The sequence below is a fragment of the Erwinia psidii genome (assembly GCF_003846135.1).
GTDB lineage: Bacteria > Pseudomonadota > Gammaproteobacteria > Enterobacterales > Enterobacteriaceae > Erwinia > Erwinia psidii.
Window position 1 is genome coordinate 40504 of the sequence record NZ_RHHM01000021.1, and the last position, 19087, is coordinate 59590.

A 19087-nucleotide genomic window follows, 5' to 3' on the forward strand; every position below is an offset into this window, starting at 1 on the left:
TGAGCAAAGTCTGACAATGTCAAAAAATAACCACACTGACGTGTGGTTATGATTAATTTACTGAACTTAACGAGTTGTACCCGTGGTGGTAGTAGTGGTGGTACCAGTATTAGAACCGTTACCGCCGCTGCTTGCTGCCAGCGCCACACCAACCAGTGCGCCAAGCGCACCTACACCCACAGCAGTCGAGGTCCCGGCGGAAAGCGTTCCCGCCGTTACGCCCGCTGCACTGCCTGCCTCTTCAGGAGCGGCAAAAGCAGCAGAAGCACCCGCTAAGTACACTATGCCTGCAACAGCGCATAAGACTTTTTTCATAATTTCCCCTTCATTAAATGAATGGATAACTAACCTGAAAGGTTTCAGGCGCGTTCATTATAAGGCAATTAATTGACATAATTCATCACGGCAGAATGGTTATTACCACCCAATTATTTTTGTTTTAAATAAAGCCATTTTGGTAGTTTTAAGCGTATTTATAATAAATTATGCAATGTAATAGCATGAATTACTGTAATGCAGAGGTATCACAGTGACACACACCAATAAATGACACAGAAACCAAAATGTAATATTAATGCATTAATTACACATAAATCTAATATAACACCATGAATTATAGAGATATTAAATCGATGTCAGAGAAAAATTAACCTCATGCTATAAAAGGGGTGTTTCAGAATTATCCTGTGATAAATCTGGCGATTACAATAAATTTTAAGATTTTTCTCAGGAGTGGAAATAAGACGAATTAATCAGCCTGTCGCAATATTTGCCTGTTCTTTGCTGGAAACAAAAAGGGCCGCTGCTTTCGCATTCGGCCCTGTAAAAATACCTTAAATGGCGATTAACAAAAGATTAGGCACGCCAGTTCTTATAACGATTAATCAGGCCGTTAGTCGAGCTGTCATGGCTGTTCACCGGTGCGTCACCAGAAAGCTCTGGCAGGATACGATTGGCAAGCTGTTTGCCTAGCTCAACGCCCCACTGGTCAAAGGTAAAGATGTTGAGGATGGCACCCTGAGTGAAAATTTTATGCTCATACAGCGCGATCAGCGCACCAAGGCTGTATGGGGTGATGTCACGCAGCAGGATTGAGTTGGTTGGACGGTTCCCTGCAAACACTTTAAACGGCACCACATGCTCAACAGATTTCGCGTCTTTGCCACTGTCTGTAAACTCTTTTTCAACCGCTTCACGCGATTTACCGAACGCCAGTGCCTCAGTCTGGGCAAAGAAATTCGACAACAGTTTGTCATGGTGATCGCCAAGCTGATTATGGCTGACAGCGGGTGCAATAAAGTCACAGGGAACCAGCTTGGTTCCCTGATGGATAAGCTGATAAAACGCATGTTGGCCGTTAGTCCCTGGCTCTCCCCAGATAATTGGCCCGGTCTGATAAGCCACCGGATGCCCATTACGGTCAACGTATTTGCCGTTGGATTCCATATTGCCCTGCTGGAAATACGCGGCAAAACGATGCATGTACTGATCGTAAGGCAGGATAGCTTCGGTTTCGGCACCAAAGAAATTGTTATACCAGATACCGATCAACGCCAGGATCACCGGCAGATTCTGCTCCGCGGGAGCCGTCGCAAAGTGCTGGTCCATAGCATGTGCGCCAGAAAGCAGCTGCTCAAAGTTATCGAAGCCAATCGACAGAATGATTGACAGACCAATTGCGGACCACAGGGAATAACGTCCGCCCACCCAGTCCCAGAACTCAAACATATTTGCCGTGTCGATACCAAATTCACCCACCGCTTTACCATTGGTAGACAGCGCGGCAAAGTGTTTCGCTACGTGTTTTTCATCACCGGCCGTTTGCAGGAACCAGTCACGCGCGCTGTGTGCATTGGTCATTGTCTCCTGAGTGGTAAACGTTTTGGATGCCACCAGAAACAGCGTGGTTTCCGGGCTGAGATCCTTAACCGTTTCAGCAATATGCGTACCGTCTACGTTAGAGACAAAATGCATATTCAGATGATTTTTATACGGACGCAGTGCTTCCGTCACCATAAATGGTCCCAAATCGGAACCACCAATACCGATATTAACCACGTCAGTGATCGCTTTCCCGGTATAGCCTTTCCACTCACCGCTAATGATGCGCGCTGAGAAGGATTTCATCTTCTCCAGCACCGCGTTCACCTCCGGCATCACATCCTTACCATCGACAACGATCGGCGTATTACTGCGATTACGCAGGGCGACATGCAGCACGGCACGATCTTCAGTCCGGTTTATTTTTTCGCCGGAAAACATTGATTTAATCGCCGCCGGCAAATCGGTTTCTTTCGCCAGATCCTGCAATTTGCTGAGGGTTTCACGAGTAATACGGTTTTTGGAGAAATCCACCAGCATAAGATCGTCGAAGGTGGCGGAAAAGGCCGAGAAGCGATCGCTGTCTTGCGCAAACAGATCGGCTAACTGTACCTCTTTCATTTCGTCAAAATGCTGCTCCAGAGCCTTCCAGGCAGCGGTTTGTGTCGGATTAATACTTTTCATAACAACACACTCTTTTTCAATTGAGAACCGTAAATCAGACCGGACGCCATATTACCTGTTGTCAGTATTCAGCTTCCCTTTTCCTGCAACAGGTGGCCTCTATCGCCAGAGAGAATCTCCCCTCCCTTTGTCCGGGGCTATTTATCATTCAGTCGGTGCGACGCTTACACGCTTAACATTGCAGTATGACCACACTTCCCGTCGAAAGGAAAAACTTTGTACCGATGTTTTTACGACGTCTGATGGTCACCTTTGATGATATTCGCCAGTCCTCTACCGACCAGTATGGATACGGTGTACCGGTGCCACTTTGTCGCGGCTGGTTTTCAGCATCCGGTCAGGCTTTGCCTGCTGCTTTTCAGATTATGAGGTGCTCCTGCGACAAGCTGAATCGTTAATGCTCTTATTGTAGATGCAGAAAAATCAGGGCGTCATCCTGCTGTTTTGCCGAATCCACGGGATATTTACCGAGGGTGGTGATGAAAAATATCATTGTCCCCTTTAGCCTGTCGCCACGGCAATAAAATGAGACCTTCGCCAACGGCAGTGATTGACAGTCAGGCGATAAACAGCTATTTCTAGTCGCCTAGTTGCGCATCCCTGATGCGCAAGCCAGAAGAGGTGCGTCGCCCAGGCAGTGTGTTGGAGGAACCGAATCCGCAGAAAACACATGATGGGGTGCGACGCCGAGGTACAAACCACGCGGGTGGAGAGTATCGGCTACAGAGGCTGAATCCTCTGGGTTGTCACCAGGATCGTCCGACTGTCGGGCAATCCACACCTGATTCACCAGCGTCGCAGCCCTGAGCTGCCGCAACCGGTCATCAGGTCAACAAGGTGGGGCGCTTCTGGGTGACTCGTAGTAAAACCCTTTTCTACGTCTACCCCGTTTCTGCTCTTTCCTTGTGCCAAGGCTGATGGAATCTAACCTGACACGAGGTATGTCAAGACATGTCCCAATCTTCATTAATCGTGGCGAAATTTGGCGGCACCAGCGTTGCCGACTTTGCCGCGATGAATCGCAGTGCTGATGTGGTGTTGCGCGATCCTAATGTTCGTCTGGTGGTGCTTTCTGCCTCCGCTGGCGTCACTAATTTACTGGTTTCCCTGGCTGATGGTCAGGAACAGGAACAGCGCGCTTATCTGTTGGATGAGATCCGCCGTATTCAGTACGCCATCATCGACCAGTTAACTCAGCCAGCGGTGATCCGTGAAGAGATAGATCGCCTGCTGGAAAATATCACCATGCTGTCTGAAGCGGCGGCGTTGGCCACCTCCAACGCGCTGACGGACGAACTGGTCAGCCACGGTGAATTAATGTCCAGCCTGCTGTTTGTAGAAGTTTTGCGCCAGCGTAAGGTGGCTGCCGGCTGGTTTGATGTCCGTAAGGTCATGCGCACCAGCGACCGGTTTGGTCGCGCCGAACCCGACGTGCTGCTGCTGGCGGAACTGGCGGAGTCGCAGCTGGCTTCACGTCTGTCGGAAGCGTTGATTGTTACTCAAGGCTTTATTGGCAGCGAGGCGAAAGGCCGAACCACCACGTTAGGCCGTGGCGGCAGCGATTATACCGCCGCACTGCTTGGTGAAGCGCTTCACGCCAGCCGTATCGACATCTGGACCGATGTGGCCGGGATTTACACTACCGACCCCCGCGTCGTGCCTGCCGCGAAACGCATTGATGAAATCACCTTTGAAGAAGCCGCCGAAATGGCAACCTTTGGTGCCAAAGTGTTGCATCCTGCGACACTGTTGCCTGCCGTTCGCTGCAATATTCCGGTTTTTGTCGGCTCCAGTAAAGATCCCGCCGCGGGTGGCACCCGTGTCTGTAATCAGATGCAAAATCCGCCGCTGTTTCGGGCGCTGGCTCTGCGTCGCAAGCAAACTCTGCTGACGCTGCACAGCCTGAATATGCTGCACGCCCGTGGCTTTCTGGTTGAAGTGTTCGATATTCTGGCACGCCATAATATTTCTGTGGATCTGATCACCACTTCAGAGGTCAGCGTCGCGTTAACGCTGGATACCACTGGCTCCACTTCAACCGGCGAAAGCCTGCTAACCCAGGCGCTGCTAACCGAACTCTCTTCCTTGTGCCGGGTAGAGGTGGAAGATAATCTGGCGCTGATCGCCATTATCGGTAACAACCTCTCCAAAGCCTGTGGCGTGGGCAAAGAAGTGTTTGGCGTGCTGGAACCCTTCAATCTGCGGCTGATTTGCTATGGTGCCAGCAGTTATAATCTGTGCTTTCTGGTGCCGGGCAATGATGCCGAGCAGGTAGTGCAGACACTGCATCATAATTTATTTGAATAACGCTAAAAATTATTCCAACCGGGCGTGGCCCGGTTTTTTTTATTTATTATGCCGCATCAGTCCTTCTGCTCCTGATTATTTTAATTCAAAAAGATACCAATCTTTTTAATAAAAAAATTCGCGCTCACAGCGAATAAATCTTAATAAAAAAAACGCTGCTTTTATCGTATTAAGCTTGAACCATTACATTGAATTACAGCCTGTAGTGATAATTACGGGTTTAATAATAAAAATGGTGAGACTCATGATAAAAAAAATGCTGGCGGAATTTACAGGAACCTTTGCTCTGGTGCTGGGTGGTTGTGGCAGTGCTGTACTGGCGGCGGCCTTTCCTCAACTGGGAATTGGTTTTGTCGGGGTGGCACTGGCATTTGGGCTGAGTGTATTAACGATGGCTTATGCCGTTGGTCATATTTCGGGTGGGCATTTTAATCCGGCGGTGACGCTGGGGCTGTGGGCCGGTGGCCGTTTCCCCGCGTCGCAGATCCCAGGCTATGTGACGTCCCAGCTGCTCGGTGGTGTTGCTGCCGCAGGCATACTTTATGTAATTGCCAGCGGCCATGCCGGGTTCGATGCAGCGGCCAGCGGCTTTGCAGCAAATGGCTATGGTCAGCATTCACCGGGCGGTTTCTCGCTGCGTTCTGCCATAGTGACCGAAGTTGTGCTGACCGCCATATTCCTGATTGTTATTCACGGCACCACGGATCAACGCGCGGCAGCGGGGTTTGCGCCCATTGCCATTGGCCTGGCGCTGACGCTCATTCATCTGATTAGCATCCCGGTGACCAACACCTCGGTCAACCCGGCGCGTAGCACTGCCGTAGCCATCTTCCAGGGTGGCTGGGCGCTGGATCAGCTGTGGATGTTCTGGTTAATGCCCCTCATCGGTGGCGTCGTGGGCGGGCTGATTTATCGCACACTATTTGAAACCAGGGAGTAACCCCTCTCAGAGCGGGTTACGCCTTAACCCGCTCTTGTTATTCCCTCTTTTTTCGTCACGTTTTGATACTCAACGACCCGGATCTGTGATCGCTTTGCATTCCGCACGACGGGCGATATCACTCAGACACTGAGTGAGGAAGAGGGGCAGGATAAGAGTCTTTGCACTCAGCGATTTCACATATTGTGAACGGTATTTTCCGGGTTCGCCAGCCAGCTATTCTCAGGGTGAAGGCGACCGGTTCAGCAGAGTCACTCCCCACACCTGGCAGAATCCGTCGTTTCTTTGTCCTGCAACAATGACGTTAAATATCGCGTGGTTACGATGGCATATGATTTACACATAAAAATGTGCAGGGAATCAGCATGGAAATTATTGGCGACAACACCTGTATTACCAGCATCAGGCCCAAAAGTAAGGTCGTTTACTGTCGTGGTGAGCCGCATAAATACTGGCTTGAACTTCAGTTCGTGGATGAGAACAACCACCCGGTTACCGGGCTGAATGTTCAGCTGGAATACCATCCGCTGGCCTCTGCGAAGGAGGTGGCCATCGCTCACCGTCGTGGCTATGACTACGATCCCACGCCGCCGCCTAATCCGCCCACCGGAGTGACCGACAGCCAGGGGCTGGTCCGCTTTGATGACCTGTACTGGATTACGGTTGATGTGAAGGTTGACGGCCAGCAACTGGCCGATGGGATGGAACAGCGGCCGTTGGGACTCCGGCGCAACCCGAACAGCCAGCCGGTGACCAATAATATATTCAGACCGGAAACCCGCGATCCGTCATGGCGCACTGACGTGCAGGAGAAAGCTGAGGCCAGCGGGTATACGCATCACTATGTCACTATCGGGGAACTGTGTGACCGACTGCCACATATTGAGGGCTGGGATGCACCTGAGCCACCGAAATTCCATTTCCCGCCGGGAAAATCGCTGAAAGGCACGGAGATAGCACGTGAGGCGCTGGAGCAGCGGCATATGATTGAGATCTGCCCGTTCCGGGCATGGGTGCTGGCCCTGCACGACACAAAAGACTATGACCTCGCTAATGCGCTTAACCTTGGCATCATGGCCGATCTTGTGTATGCCGCTGAAACGAAGAACCCGACCATCGATTATTTTTTCCGGCAGAAGTGTCTGGACCTGTCCTGCATCCCTCAGTTTGCCGAGTTCCCGTCTTACTTTCACACGCTGGCAGTGGACGTCCCTTTCCGCGAGCGCTATCAGCCTCCGGTGTATATGAACACTGGTGCGGGGGATGCGGGGGAAGGTGATACCCGCCTGTTTACGGTGGAGTGTGCCGCACACGTGCTGGTTGCCTGGTGCGGAACCGACAGTCTGCTGAATGTCCTGACCGATTTATCCTTTGCGCCGAAGCGGTGTCTACCGGAACTGGCCGGGGCGGGAAGCGTTCACGGCGGCTTCCTGGAAGCTTATCAGCTGGCGAAGCGGAAGTTTGAAAACGAATTTAATGATGTAAAAGCAGTAATAAAAAAGCACAAGCCCTTATTTATTTGCGGCCACAGTCTGGGCGGGGCACTGGCGCTGCTGTACGCCGCCGAGATGAAAGCCAGCCTGCCGGTACTGTACACCTACGGGATGCCGCGTACCTTCACCCGCGCGGCGATAGCATTACTGGACGGCATCACGCATTACCGGCACGTCAATGACAACGACACCATCACGCAGATCCCACCGGATGCAGACCTCGATAATGCGTTCTATAAAACATGGGGGCCGCTGGGCACCAAGCTGGGGTTCGACTGGTCACTGACTACGGCAGCCGGATTCAGCGTGGCGGTTCGGGATCTGACGTATCAGTCGGCGGGGCTTACGGAGAAAAATGATCCGTACTGGCACCACGGCAATACGGTGATATTCTTCCAGGCGCAGCAGTGCGCGATGCGGGCCGCCAGTCCGTACCAGAAAAGCCTGGTTGACGGGCAGGCCTACACCCGGCATTTTGTGGCCATCAAGCTTTATGTGGTGCCCTCCCTGAATGAGGAATGCCTGAAATCCACCGGTAAGCATCAGGCGGCGTTTATCGAGTGTCTGGATCCGGCCAGCCTGAAAAAGACCTTTCCGCAGAATACCAACCCGACGCTGAACGGCATCGGAACCGATCCCCGCAGCCACTCAATGGCGCACCGCTATCTGCCGTATATCCACAATCAGGTACTGGAACTGGCCGATCCGGCGCAGGATATGAGCAGAAAAGTGATGCGGGAGAGATTCCGGGACGAGGTGGAGAAAAGTGCACCCGGCAGCAATTCGAATGAGGTCGGGCGTAACCGCGAGTTCCTTGCGCTTCAGGATATGCTGTCGGTGGCGCTGAGCCGGACACGGGCTGAGGAGACCGGAAAAAATGCCCTGCTGCGTTTTGCGGAGGTAACGGATGAAGACGTTGAATTTTCTCAGTAGAACTGCCGTTGTTATGTCAGCAGTGACGCTGCTTTCCGGCTGTGATAACCGTCCTGACAAGACACTTTTCCCCCCGGCGGGTACAAAGTGGGTGGACGTCACTTTCCGGGTGCCGGAGGGTATTACACTGCAGCCTGCCGAGCTGTTGTACCGCTCGGCACAGTGCAAATCTGTCCGCTATAACTCAAGCAATGAACCGCATGATATTCCGGGTTATAACGATATTGAGCGGCCATTCAGTTCGCAGAACGGCAGCAATATTAGACGTCTGCGGGTTGCAGTGGATGGCGGTGGCCCGTGCCAGTGGCAGCTGAACTCGCTGATGGTGAGCTTCAGGATTGCGGACGATGTTCCTCTGGTGAAGGGGAAAAAGGTTATCGATACCAGTTATATTTTCGATTTTGGAGACTACGGCCTCAGTGACGGTTACGGGACTGGAAGGGCAAAGGACGTCAGTGGGAGTTTGGACTTAAAGACAGACTTTTTCCCAGTCATAACAAAATTCACTGATAACGATGTTAGTATGAAGTTTTTCGGCGGTGATACCGCCACTGAAAAGTGGCGCAGGCGTTTTCGGATTGATGATACTAAAAGTATATCCATTGAACCGATTGTTCATCTTTCCAGGGTTGTGACCCTGGAACCACCAGTTCAAACTGATAATTGGACAGCAATATATCCCGATCATAGTCGTTCGGAAATTCCTCGCATCAATCCAGATTATGAAAAATTACTGTCGATGAAATGATGATGCATTTTTTATCTAAAAGGATCGTCTTGAGATCCTTTTTTTACGCCTTCAGTCTCCCGAACCCGCTCGTTTTGTAAAATGTCGCATTTTGCAGTTTCGCTCCCACAGGGCCTGTCCGGTGATGCCGCTGGCCGCCAGGGAACTGGCTAAACTGTCTCATATGCCGCCAGACCTTGCCGCCGGAATGATTCTGCTGGCCAGCTGTACCGCCTCAAATATGATGATCTATCTGGCTAAAGGCGACGTCGCTCTGTCAGTGACCCTCTCTTCTGTCCCGGCGCTGGTCGGCGTTTTCGCCACACCACTGCTGACCAAACTGTAGGTCAATACCCATATTCAGGTCGATGTGGTGAGCATTGTGAAAATTGTGGTGGTGCCAATCGGTATCGGCCTGATTGTGCAGCACACCCTGAACGGACTGGTGAAACGCGTGGAGCCTTACCTGCCCGCTTTTTCAATGGTCTGTATTCTGCTGTCATCAGCGCGGTGGTTGCAGGCAGCCAGAGCTTTATCGGTTCGGTCGGGCTGATGGTGATGGTGGCCGTGATGCTGCACAACGCCATCGGGCTGCCTGATGGCTACCGGGGCGGCAAACGCTTTGGCTTTGACGAGTCAACCTGCCGAACACTGGCGCTGGAAGTGGGTATGCAAAACTCCGCTCTGGCGGCGCTGCCGGTCAAACTGTATTTCTCACCGCTGGCGGCGCTGCCGGGCGCACTGTTCTCAGTCTGGCATAACCTTTCCGGTTCCCTGCTCGCAGGCTACTGGTCAGGTAAAACGGTCGATAAAAAGTAATCTGCCGACGCTCCCCTGCCTGCCATGAGGTGAGCCATCTTTACTCTTCGCTACGATCGTCATCCGGCTGTTCAAGCACGCTGTAAGCCACCGCGCAAAATAACGAGTTAAGGCGTTTCATATCGCCAAGCAATCCCAGGTGTAAGGAGCTGGTTTCAATACTTTGCACATTATGCTGGTGAAGGCGGTCAACATGCTTGTGTGAATAACGCCGGTTGAGAATGCGAAAGCGATGCTTGGAACGACGCAGACGTTTGGCCGTCGTGATGTCGCGCGATAAAAAGACCGACAGACTGAGACGCAGATTGGCAGAAAGCTGCTCCAGCAACGCCTCCAGTTCTTCTCTGCCCTCGACGGAGAATGCCCGGCGTGCCGCCAGCGATTTGTCAGCTACCTCACCACTCATCCGTTCAAGAATATCACCAGCCATCTCAAGGTTTAGCGCCATTTCGATGATTTCTGCCCAGCGACGCGAATCCTCTTCCGGCAGGTCTTCTTTCGGCATTTGTGCCAGATAGAGTTTAATTGCGGTGTAGAGCACATCCACATCATCGTCCAGCTTACGGATTTCCCGCTCTTCACGTAATTCGCCGTGGACCACTTTACCAAATGCGCTCAGCATCTGTTCCAGCACGTCGCCGATACGCAACGTCTCACGCGAGGCATTAACCAGTGCCAGCGCCGGCGTATCGAGCGCACTCGAATCAAGATGCCGGGGTTTCAGACGCTGGTCGGTTTCCGGTTCTTCCTGAATCAGCTTACGGCACAGCGTGGCCATCGCACCGGTAAATGGCACCATGATCAGACAGCGTATCAGGTTGTAGAAAACGTGGAAAAAGATCACCAGCTCTTCATCATTGACCGGCAGTTTATGTAGCACATCAGACAGCGGATCGACAAAAGGCAGCACGATCAACGAGCCAATAAACTTAAACAGTAAACTGCCAAGGGCCACCCGTTTACCCGCGGCATTTGAGGTGCTGTTGTTAAGCATCGCCAACAGCCCGCTGCCAAGGTTCGCGCCAATCACCAGGCACAGCGCCACCTTGAAGGAAATCACCCCGGTGGCGGTCAGGGTGGCGGTCAGCAGTACCGCAGCCAGGCTGGAGTAACTGATAATGGCAAAAACCGCCCCCAGTAACGCATCCAGCATCACATCGCCGGTAAGCGAGGAGAACAGCACCTTCACCCCGGCAGCCTGGGTAATAGGCGTGGCGGCGGCAACGATCAGCTGCAACGCCAGCAGGATAAGCCCCAAACCTATGCTGGTCCGGCCCAGCTGTCCGGCGCGGGTCTGCTTACGGCCAAGGAAAAACACCACGCCGAAGAAAATAAACAGCGGTGAAAGCCAGGAAAGATCAAATGTCAGAATACGCGCCATCAGCGCCGTACCCACATCCGCTCCCAGGATGATCACCAACGCCGGGGTCAGTCCCACCAGTTCCTGAGCAACAAACGAGGTCACCAGCAGCGTGGTGGCATTACTACTCTGCACCAACGCGGTGACGCCTATGCCCGCCACAAAGGCCATAGGTTTTTTGGACACGCTGCGGCTCAGTACGCGCCGCAGTTCAGCACCGTAGACGCGCATAATGCCGGTTCGCACAATGTGCGTTCCCCAGACCAGCAGAGCCACGGCGGAAAGAAGGTTAAGCAGGGTTAACACCGATATCGACCTCACATCTTTGCAAATATAACCAATTCAGATCGGGCAATCTGTACCCGCTGAATATGTTAAGTTTAGCCGATATACTGAAAAAATGTTGCTAATCAGCGTGATAGTCTTAAAAAATCAGGCGACTTCACGCAGGGTTAACGCATCCAGCAACAGCCCAACCTGGTATCCCGCAGGGTGCAGGTCGGCGGGTGAACGGTTCAGTACATCGACCCACAGCTCCACTTCCCGTGTACGAACGCGGTAGCGAATAACGTTACCCAACAGGCTGTGGCTGAGGATTTCTGCCGCTATCCCCTGTGTCGGTGGGCAGAACACCACGGATTCAGGTCGCAGCGCCACCTGCCCCGTATAGCGGTGGCCGGTCAAACAGTAAGCCTGCTCTGCCGTCAGCAGGTTATAATGGCCGATAAATCCGGCGGCGAACAGATCCGCAGGTTGGGTATACAACGCCTCCGCATTGCCGTTCTGGACAATTTTACCTTTGTTCATCAGTACAATACGGTCGGAGAGCGACAACGCTTCTTCCTGATCGTGGGTCACAAACAGCGTCGTCAGATTAAGCTCTTTCTGAATACGACGGATCTGATCGCGCAGATGACGACGGATCCTGGCATCCAGCGCCGAGAGCGGCTCGTCCAGTAATAACAAACGTGGTCGGGTAACCAGTGAACGGGCCAGCGCCACCCGCTGACACTGGCCGCCAGAAAGCTGGTGCGGATAACGTCTGGCAAAGTCGTTCAGTTCCACCAGCTCAAGCACCTCCGCGACGCGTCTCGCTATATCCGCCGCCGCCAGCTTTTGCATCTTCAGACCAAAAGCCACATTGCGTTCCACGGTCATGTTAGGGAACAGCGCATAGCTTTGAAACACCATACCAATTAAGCGCTTCTGCGGCGTCAGCGGCGCGATGTCCTCTCCCTGTAGCAGGATCTGCCCACTGTCAACCGGAGTCAGTCCTGCCAGACAGCGCAGCAGCGTAGATTTTCCACAGCCGCTGGGGCCAAGCAAGGTAACAAACTCGCCTTCGCCCGCGCTGAAGTTAATATCTTCAAAAATGGTGGTCGGGCCGTAGCTTTTATTCAGTCGGGTCACATTAAGCCAGCAATTCATATTCAGTCTCTCTCGCGGTTCAGGGCGTTTGCCAACCAGGTCACCAGCAGGACAACAAAGAAATAGGAGATAACCAGCGCGCTACTGAAATGGCCACTGGCATTGCGCACGTTATAGAGATAAACCTGCAAGGTTTCGTAGCTGGTGCCCACCAGCAGGTTAGCAAACACAAACTCACCAATCAGGAAGGAGAAGGAAAGCAGCACCGCAATTAACGCACCTTTGCGCAGATTAGGCAGTACCACCAACAGCGCCGCCTGCCAGGTGCTGGCCCCCAGCAGATGAGCAGCATCAATCAGCTCGCGCATATTGATAGCCTGCATATTATTGCTGATAGCACGCCAGATAAACGGCAGAGCGATAGTGAAATAGCAGCCGATCAGGATCCATGGTGAGCCGGTCAGCATCAGCGGCGGCGCAGAATAGAGCTGTAACAGTCCCACTGAAGACACCACTGGCGGAATGGCGAATGGCAGCAGGATCAGTACATTCATTACTGCATCGAGCTTAGGAAAATAGTAAGCAATTACAAACATCACAGGTAAAACCAGCACCAGTGAAAAAAGCAGTGCGCCAAAACAGATCAGTAATGAGTGCCACAGGGCCAGCAGAAAACGGGGATCGCACCACAATTGCACCATCCATTTCAACGTGAAACCATCCGGCAGGATAGATGCCCCCCATTGCGTTGCCAGCGCATAGAGCAGGGTCGCCACCAGCGGCAACGCCAGGATCAACAGCACCAACCAGACAATTACCCGATGGTAGATATATTCACTTCTCGACATTTCCCGCTCCCTTTACCATCAGCGTGCATTCTGATAACTGCGACGAACCAGCCACTGGTTAACCACCGTGATCGCCGACATCAGCAACACCAACAACATCGCCAGCGCGCTGCCCATATTCGGGTCCAGTGAGATATCCCCAGACACCAGCGCAGCAATCCGCACCGGGATGACATTAAAGTTGCCGGTGGTCAGGGCGTAAATGGTGGCATAAGCGCCCAGCGCGTTAGCCAGCAAAATAACAAACGTGCCCAGCAGTGCCGGAGTGAGCACGGGTAAACCAATATGCCACCAGTAACGCCAGCGGCTGGCACCGAGCAACGCCGCTGACTCCTCCCAGTCCTTTTTCAGCGCGTCAAAGGCCGGATAGAGCAGCAGCAGCCCCAACGGGATCTGGAACCAGGTGTAAACCACAATCAGGCCGCTGGTGGAGTAGAGCTTAAAATTATCCAGCACGCCGTGGCTGCGCATCAGCAACGTCAGGCAACCATTCAGCCCAAGCAGGATCACAAAAGCGAACGCCAGCGGCACGCCGGCAAAGTTACTGGTCATATTGGTAAACGACATAAAAAAACGATGCAGTTTGCCGCTTCCCAGGCGATGTAACGAATAGCCTCCGAGCAGCGCAATAATCAACCCATACAGGCTCGACCAGAGCGAAATTTCCAGTGAGAAACGGATTGCCTGCTGATAAAAGGTGGAAGTGAGAATATCGCTGTAATTCCCCCAACCCCATGCCTCGTTCATTTCGCTGTAAAAACTGTTAATGGCGATCCACACCAACGGTGCCACCTGGAAAGCCACATAAAACAGTACAAAAGGCAGTAGACAAAGCAGCGCGATCCCTTTTCCTTTCATCCTCCAGACTCCTGTTTTAGCAAGGCCGTGCAGACCGGCTTGTCATGTGCGATACCCAGAACTTCGCACAGGGTGCCACAGAGTTCAGTCTGTAATGGGGCGATGTGGTTTTGCAGCGAGAAGGCCTCACCAAAGACAAACAGCGGCACCTGGGTTTCTTCCGGCAAGCTACCGCCGTGGCTGCGATCGTCGTTCATGCCGTGATCGGCAGTCACCACCACCTGATAACCTTGTGCCAGCCATCCCGGCATCCAGTGCGAAAGATAACCATCGGCCATGCGTGCACGGTTGCGATACTGCGGCGTGGAAAGCCCGAACTGATGGCCCGCATCATCGATATTCATCGGGTGGATCAACAGAAAATGCGGATCGACCCGCAGACGCAGACTTTCCGCGTCTTCAAACAGGTGTGAATCCGGGTAGCTGTCATCATGGTAAAAGTGGCCATACTGAATCGGTAATTCCGTGTCTGCGGTATGGCGATCGCGGATGGAATGCCACGGCGAGCGGTTGTATAACTCGCTCACCCAATAGTAAGCAGCGGCCGCCGTGGTCAGGCCGCAGGCGCGGGCGTAGTGAAAAATACTGCGTTGGTTACTCAGACGGCTGACACCGTTGTGGATAATGCCACTGTTTACCGGTGTCACACCGGTCAGAATACATTCGTACAGCGGACGGGAAAGTGAAGGAAGCTCACACGTCATCTGGTAGCGCTGTCCGTTTCCCTGTGCACATTCTGCCTGTAAATACCCCATAGCATGTTGCGCCACGCTGTAACTCAGGCCATCCAGCACTACCAGAATCGTTTTCATCGCCAGCCCTTATTGCTTCATATTGATAATGACGTTTTCCTGCCACAGACGCGGCAGCATTTTGCTGGCTTTATCCCAGGCCTGCATGTCAGCGATCGGATGCGCATTTTTGTACTCGTCGCCCGGCAACAGCTTTGCCTGAACGTCCGCAGGCAGGGTCAGATGCTCGGCACGGATTGGACGGGCATAACCACGGGCAAGGTTTATCTGACCGGCGTCAGAGAAGATATATTCACGCGCGAGTTTGGCGGCGTTCGGGTGTTTGGCGTATTTGTTGATGATGGTGGTATAGCCTGAAGTGATACTGCCGTCAGAAGGGATCACCACTTCAAAACGGTTTTTATCAATCTGATCGCGATAGTTCAGGCCATTAAAATCCCACACCACCGCCACCTGAATTTCACCTTTCTCAATATTGGCAATAACCGGATCGGTAACGCCCAACCGGCCTTCTTTCGCCAGTTCACTGAAGAAATCAAGCGCAGGCTTGAGGTTTTTCTCATTGCCGCCCATGGCATAAGCCGCCGCCAGCACCCCGTTTGCCGCCTGTGCCGCCACGCCTACATCACCAATGGTCACCACATATTTACCTTTTTTCAGATCGGCCCAGCTGTGTGGCACCTCTTTCACCTGATCTTTATTAACGATAAACGCGATGGTGCCGGTATAGGCCAGCATCCAGTTACCCTCCTGGTCTTTAGCCCACGCGGGGATCTGATCCCAGGTGCCGGGTTTATAAGGCTGAGCCAGCCCTTTCTGTACGGCAACCGGACCAAAAGCGGCGCCAACATCACCAATGTCCGCCGTGGCATTGCTCTTTTCGGCAGCAAATTTCGCCAGCTCCTGAGCGCTGGACATATCAGTATCACTGTGCGTGATGCCGTACTTACTGGTGATATCGGCCCAGGTTCCTTTCCAGTTAGCCCAACTGTCCGGCATACCGACGCTGTTGATTTGACCTTCGCTTTTCGCCGCTTTTTCCAGCGCCGAAAGATCGTTTCCGGCCGCATGCGCGCCGGGCAGGGTAAGAAAAACGGCACTGGCCAGCACAGATGCAAACAAAGATTTCATAACTGCTGCTCCGGGTGATAAGTTAAATTGCCTTCTGGACTAGTCCAGCAAGATCCGAGCCAATCTAGCCTGCTCAGATGACAATTTTATGTCAGACCCGATTCGTACTGGACTAGTCCAGCAAATGAAAAAGTAAGATGGGCTGAAGATGATACATTCCGGTCGTTCTGATGCTGTGCAGCAGGCACCAAAATGAGGCATTGCGGTGATGAAAGCATTAACTGTGGATGTTATTTGCCAGGCGCTGGCCGATCTTATCCGGCAAGGTGACTTTGCCCTCAGTGGTCGTCTGCCTTCGGAGCGTGAACTGAGCGAACGGTTCTCCACCACTCGCATCACGCTGCGTGAGGCGCTGGGCCAGTTGGAATCACAGGGGATGATTTATCGTGAGCTGCGACGCGGCTGGTTTATTGCCCCGCCAAGGCTGGCGTATGATCCGCTGTTACGCAGCCACTTTCATGCCATGGCTGAACAGCAAGGCCGCACCGCACAAACCGAAGTGCTGGATGCGCGAACGGTAAAAGTGGACGGCGATCTGGCCGCGAAACTGGAGATGTGTGAAGGGGAGGATGTTTACCGCATCTGCCGCCTGCGACGCATTGATGGCCGGGCAGTGCTGTACGTCGAGCACTACCTCAATCCACGCTATTTTCCTGATCTCCTGAGCTTTGATTTAACCCGCTCGCTAACCAGGCTTTATCAGCAGGAGTACGGGATTCATTATGGTCGGGTCGGATTCAACATGTTACCGATGCCGCTGCCAAAATGCGCCGCACCGGCGCTAAAAATGGCGGCAGGCAGCCCGGCACTGTTTATTACCCGCATTAACCGTGACGGTCATGACTGCATCATTGACTGTGATGTTGAATACTGGCGCTATGATGCGCTGTATATTTCCGTTGAAGTAAGAGAGCCTCAGCCTCTCTCCGGCAACCGGGACATGGCGTGAGCCGTGACATCACCTTCAGCAAGGCGGTAACTGCTTCGCCATAGACTCAGCGCACGGTTAAGGACAAAGGGCGGCTGTGCGTGACGGTAAGCGTGCGGCCAGAGGCATCGGCGAGGGTTTCACAGATCGGCAGCAGCATGATCCCCAGCATATCAAATGCGCTTTGCCCGCCGCCACTTTGGCATTAAAGGCAAACACCGTCGTAATAATCATGCTACTCACCCCGCCCTTAACCAGTGTACGCAGGGATGTGCGATAGCCGGTAACCTGCTACGTTGCGAAAAGCAGGATCGTTGACGTCTGCGAAAAGGAACAGGTCCGGCTGGTCAGATTTGACACGCCTGTCACAAGCGGTGGCGCTGAATACTCGTTCCCCATCCGCCTGGTCACCCTTTGCTGAAGCAGCGCGTCTGTTCTGCTGCTCATATCAGCCTCATCAAATATTGCCCTGTGGCAGAATGCCTGTCAGCCATCACAAACCTACGCCAGATCGCAATATTCTCAGCGCTATCAGGTTAAGGCGCTTTGCAGGCAGCCCTAAATTAATCAGAAGAAAATCATTTACGCCGCATGGAAGTAAAAATGATCGCTGGAAAAACGGCACGATCATTTTTACGGAAACGTCACTTACTCAAGGGTTGGATTCATGTGACGCAGATCGTAAGGGGTTATCTGGTAAACATAATAGTTCAGCCAGTTAGAAAACAGCAGGTTGCCGTGGCTGCGCCAGCTGGCTCGCGGTGACAACGCAGGGTTATCCTGTGGAAAATAGTGATGAGGAACATCGGGGTTCAGTCCAACTTCTCTGTCGCGATGATACTCACCGGCCAGTGTCAGTGCATCATATTCAGGATGTCCGGTCACAAATGCCAGCCGCTTATCCTTACTGGCAAACAGATAGGCTCCCGTTTCTTCCGATTCCGCAAAAATTTCCAGGTCGGTGTAATCGCGTATTAGCTGGGTGGGAAAATCAGCATAACGTGAGTGAGGTGCCAGAAAGGTGTCATCAAAACCTCTGGTCAGCAAAGCATGGGGATGCAGTATTTGATGTTCGTAAACGCCCGACAGCTTTTTTTCCCGGGTTTGCTTAGGTATATCATAGAGAATGTTCAGCGCCGCCTGCACAGCCCAGCAGACAAACAATGTGGACGTGACGTGCTCTTTTGCCCAATGTAACACACACTGGATCTGCGGCCAGTAAGCAACATCATTAAAATCAACCAGGCCCAGTGGCGCACCGGTGACAATCAGCCCGTCAAAGTTATCATGTTGAATATCTTCGAAATTACAATAAAAGTTATTCAGATGATCCATCGGTGTATTACGCGACTCGCGGCTGTCGATACGCAACAGTTGAATATCGATCTGTAGCGGTGAGTAGGAAAGTAAACGGAGAAACTGGTTTTCAGTCTCAATCTTTTTTGGCATCAGATTCAGCACCAGCACTTTTAATGGACGAATCTCCTGAATACTGGCACGTGAGGATGTCATCACAAAGACATTCTCGTTGCGCAGGAAATTCACTGCTGGTAACTCATCGGGTACCCTGATTGGCATAACCTTTTCCTCAACTGACCATTTAAACGTTTAGACATCCAGACAGCCGAAGATAGCGTGACCGCCGGGAAATGTCGAGGCCTCATCTGATAGTTGAAAATGTTTCATCTCAGGCAGAAAAATGCGGCAGAGACAGAAGCGATTTTTTGATGCAAGTGCGAGTTTTTTCCTTGAAAAATTAAGGAATTTCTCCAACAGCAAGAGATGGTAATAAGGCGGGATATCAGGACAAGAAACGGAATGGAACGTGGCTGTGCCGGGCCGGTGACGTGCCCGGACCTGATGCCGCCTGCTGGATCTTAATGACCCGTCGCGGATTGCTGATTTTATTGCCGCATGGCTGCGCGCACGGCGCTGAAGTCTTCAGAGGAAAAAGTCAGCCCGGGAAGGGGTTATCCCCTCGTGTCGTCGGGGCTCAACGCAAAAAACCCCGACCAGAAGGCCGGGGTTTCCGCTTTGTATGATGCCTGGCAGTTCCCTACTCTCGCATGGGGAGACCCCACACTACCATCGGCGCTACGGCGTTTCACTTCTGAGTTC

General features: G+C 52.6%; 16 protein-coding genes, 1 rRNA gene, 1 pseudogene and 1 riboswitch. Of the genes and pseudogenes, 8 read left to right on the plus strand and 10 right to left on the minus strand.

Features of this window, described 5'->3' with window-relative positions:
* Nucleotides 1–66 precede the first annotated feature (66 nt).
* A complete protein-coding gene (gene yjbE / locus EB241_RS19645; protein ID WP_124234767.1) occupies nucleotides 67–315 on the minus strand; it encodes an exopolysaccharide production protein YjbE in 249 nt (82 codons plus the stop codon).
* Nucleotides 316–855: 540 nt separating this feature from the next.
* Nucleotides 856–2505: a glucose-6-phosphate isomerase gene (pgi, locus tag EB241_RS19650; protein ID WP_124234768.1), complete on the minus strand. Its 1650-nt coding sequence runs from the start codon at nucleotides 2503–2505 to the stop codon at nucleotides 856–858.
* 224 nt (nucleotides 2506–2729) lie between these two features.
* Between pgi and EB241_RS20980 the strand changes: the two genes are divergently transcribed.
* The 6 genes and pseudogenes from EB241_RS20980 to EB241_RS19675 all read left to right on the plus strand — a co-directional run.
* A complete protein-coding gene (locus EB241_RS20980) occupies nucleotides 2730–2903 on the plus strand; it encodes a hypothetical protein (protein WP_158612429.1) in 174 nt (57 codons plus the stop codon).
* Nucleotides 2904–3113: 210 nt separating this feature from the next.
* Nucleotides 3114–3361, plus strand: a riboswitch (Lysine riboswitch).
* A gap of 95 nt (nucleotides 3362–3456) precedes the next feature.
* Nucleotides 3457–4812 (plus strand): lysine-sensitive aspartokinase 3, encoded by a 1356-nt coding sequence (gene lysC, locus EB241_RS19655; RefSeq protein WP_124234769.1) that lies wholly within the window; start codon nucleotides 3457–3459, stop codon nucleotides 4810–4812.
* A gap of 244 nt (nucleotides 4813–5056) precedes the next feature.
* Nucleotides 5057–5752, plus strand: a complete 696-nt coding sequence (gene aqpZ, locus EB241_RS19660; protein WP_124234770.1) for an aquaporin Z — start codon at nucleotides 5057–5059, stop codon at nucleotides 5750–5752.
* Between the two features lie 365 nt (nucleotides 5753–6117).
* Nucleotides 6118–8178, plus strand: coding sequence for a lipase family protein (locus EB241_RS19665; protein WP_124234771.1), 2061 nt, complete (start codon nucleotides 6118–6120; stop codon nucleotides 8176–8178).
* On the plus strand, nucleotides 8153–8926 hold the full coding sequence (locus EB241_RS19670) for a hypothetical protein (protein WP_233592657.1): 774 nt from the start codon (nucleotides 8153–8155) through the stop codon (nucleotides 8924–8926). The genes EB241_RS19665 and EB241_RS19670 overlap by 26 nt, the downstream gene beginning before the upstream one ends.
* A gap of 121 nt (nucleotides 8927–9047) precedes the next feature.
* Nucleotides 9048–9724, plus strand: a pseudogene (locus tag EB241_RS19675) (bile acid:sodium symporter family protein); the annotation flags it as partial.
* Nucleotides 9725–9764: 40 nt separating this feature from the next.
* Here EB241_RS19675 and EB241_RS19680 read toward each other — a convergent pair.
* The 6 genes from EB241_RS19680 to EB241_RS19705 form a co-directional block, all read right to left on the minus strand.
* Nucleotides 9765–11390 carry a Na/Pi cotransporter family protein gene (locus EB241_RS19680; protein WP_124234772.1) on the minus strand — a complete coding sequence of 542 codons (1626 nt, stop codon included), beginning with the start codon at nucleotides 11388–11390 and terminating at the stop codon, nucleotides 9765–9767.
* 126 nt (nucleotides 11391–11516) lie between these two features.
* Entirely contained in the window at nucleotides 11517–12512 is a 996-nt protein-coding gene (locus EB241_RS19685) for an ABC transporter ATP-binding protein (RefSeq protein ID WP_124234773.1), read from the minus strand.
* A gap of 2 nt (nucleotides 12513–12514) precedes the next feature.
* Complete coding sequence (locus EB241_RS19690; RefSeq protein WP_124234774.1) at nucleotides 12515–13300, minus strand: ABC transporter permease; 786 nt, start codon at nucleotides 13298–13300, stop codon at nucleotides 12515–12517.
* 18 nt (nucleotides 13301–13318) lie between these two features.
* On the minus strand, nucleotides 13319–14158 hold the full coding sequence (locus EB241_RS19695) for an ABC transporter permease (RefSeq protein ID WP_124234775.1): 840 nt from the start codon (nucleotides 14156–14158) through the stop codon (nucleotides 13319–13321).
* Nucleotides 14155–14970 (minus strand): alkaline phosphatase family protein, encoded by an 816-nt coding sequence (locus tag EB241_RS19700; protein ID WP_124234776.1) that lies wholly within the window; start codon nucleotides 14968–14970, stop codon nucleotides 14155–14157. The genes EB241_RS19695 and EB241_RS19700 overlap by 4 nt, the downstream gene beginning before the upstream one ends.
* A 9-nt stretch (nucleotides 14971–14979) precedes the next feature.
* Nucleotides 14980–16041, minus strand: coding sequence for an ABC transporter substrate-binding protein (locus EB241_RS19705; RefSeq protein ID WP_124234777.1), 1062 nt, complete (start codon nucleotides 16039–16041; stop codon nucleotides 14980–14982).
* Between the two features lie 208 nt (nucleotides 16042–16249).
* Here EB241_RS19705 and EB241_RS19710 point away from each other — a divergent pair, with 208 nt between their 5' ends.
* On the plus strand, nucleotides 16250–16990 hold the full coding sequence (locus EB241_RS19710) for a UTRA domain-containing protein (RefSeq protein ID WP_124234778.1): 741 nt from the start codon (nucleotides 16250–16252) through the stop codon (nucleotides 16988–16990).
* A gap of 156 nt (nucleotides 16991–17146) precedes the next feature.
* Complete coding sequence (locus tag EB241_RS20985; protein ID WP_158612430.1) at nucleotides 17147–17287, plus strand: hypothetical protein; 141 nt, start codon at nucleotides 17147–17149, stop codon at nucleotides 17285–17287.
* Between the two features lie 330 nt (nucleotides 17288–17617).
* On the opposite strand, the gene metA is transcribed toward EB241_RS20985, so the two are convergent.
* Both metA and rrf read right to left on the minus strand, forming a co-directional pair.
* Entirely contained in the window at nucleotides 17618–18547 is a 930-nt protein-coding gene (metA, locus tag EB241_RS19715) for a homoserine O-acetyltransferase MetA (protein ID WP_124234779.1), read from the minus strand.
* 465 nt (nucleotides 18548–19012) lie between these two features.
* Nucleotides 19013–19087: ribosomal RNA gene (gene rrf, locus EB241_RS22085) — 5S ribosomal RNA — on the minus strand; the annotation flags it as partial.

Coding starts and splice junctions, on each gene's coding strand:
- yjbE (WP_124234767.1), bottom strand. CDS start 315: ATGAAAAAAGTCTTATGCGCTGTTGCAGGCATAGTGTACTTAGCGGGT.
- pgi (WP_124234768.1), bottom strand. CDS start 2,505: ATGAAAAGTATTAATCCGACACAAACCGCTGCCTGGAAGGCTCTGGAG.
- EB241_RS20980 (WP_158612429.1), top strand. CDS start 2,730: ATGTTTTTACGACGTCTGATGGTCACCTTTGATGATATTCGCCAGTCC.
- lysC (WP_124234769.1), top strand. CDS start 3,457: ATGTCCCAATCTTCATTAATCGTGGCGAAATTTGGCGGCACCAGCGTT.
- aqpZ (WP_124234770.1), top strand. CDS start 5,057: ATGATAAAAAAAATGCTGGCGGAATTTACAGGAACCTTTGCTCTGGTG.
- EB241_RS19665 (WP_124234771.1), top strand. CDS start 6,118: ATGGAAATTATTGGCGACAACACCTGTATTACCAGCATCAGGCCCAAA.
- EB241_RS19670 (WP_233592657.1), top strand. CDS start 8,153: ATGAAGACGTTGAATTTTCTCAGTAGAACTGCCGTTGTTATGTCAGCA.
- EB241_RS19685 (WP_124234773.1), bottom strand. CDS start 12,512: ATGAATTGCTGGCTTAATGTGACCCGACTGAATAAAAGCTACGGCCCG.
- EB241_RS19690 (WP_124234774.1), bottom strand. CDS start 13,300: ATGTCGAGAAGTGAATATATCTACCATCGGGTAATTGTCTGGTTGGTG.
- EB241_RS19695 (WP_124234775.1), bottom strand. CDS start 14,158: ATGAAAGGAAAAGGGATCGCGCTGCTTTGTCTACTGCCTTTTGTACTG.
- EB241_RS19700 (WP_124234776.1), bottom strand. CDS start 14,970: ATGAAAACGATTCTGGTAGTGCTGGATGGCCTGAGTTACAGCGTGGCG.
- EB241_RS19705 (WP_124234777.1), bottom strand. CDS start 16,041: ATGAAATCTTTGTTTGCATCTGTGCTGGCCAGTGCCGTTTTTCTTACC.
- EB241_RS19710 (WP_124234778.1), top strand. CDS start 16,250: ATGAAAGCATTAACTGTGGATGTTATTTGCCAGGCGCTGGCCGATCTT.
- EB241_RS20985 (WP_158612430.1), top strand. CDS start 17,147: ATGCGCTTTGCCCGCCGCCACTTTGGCATTAAAGGCAAACACCGTCGT.
- metA (WP_124234779.1), bottom strand. CDS start 18,547: ATGCCAATCAGGGTACCCGATGAGTTACCAGCAGTGAATTTCCTGCGC.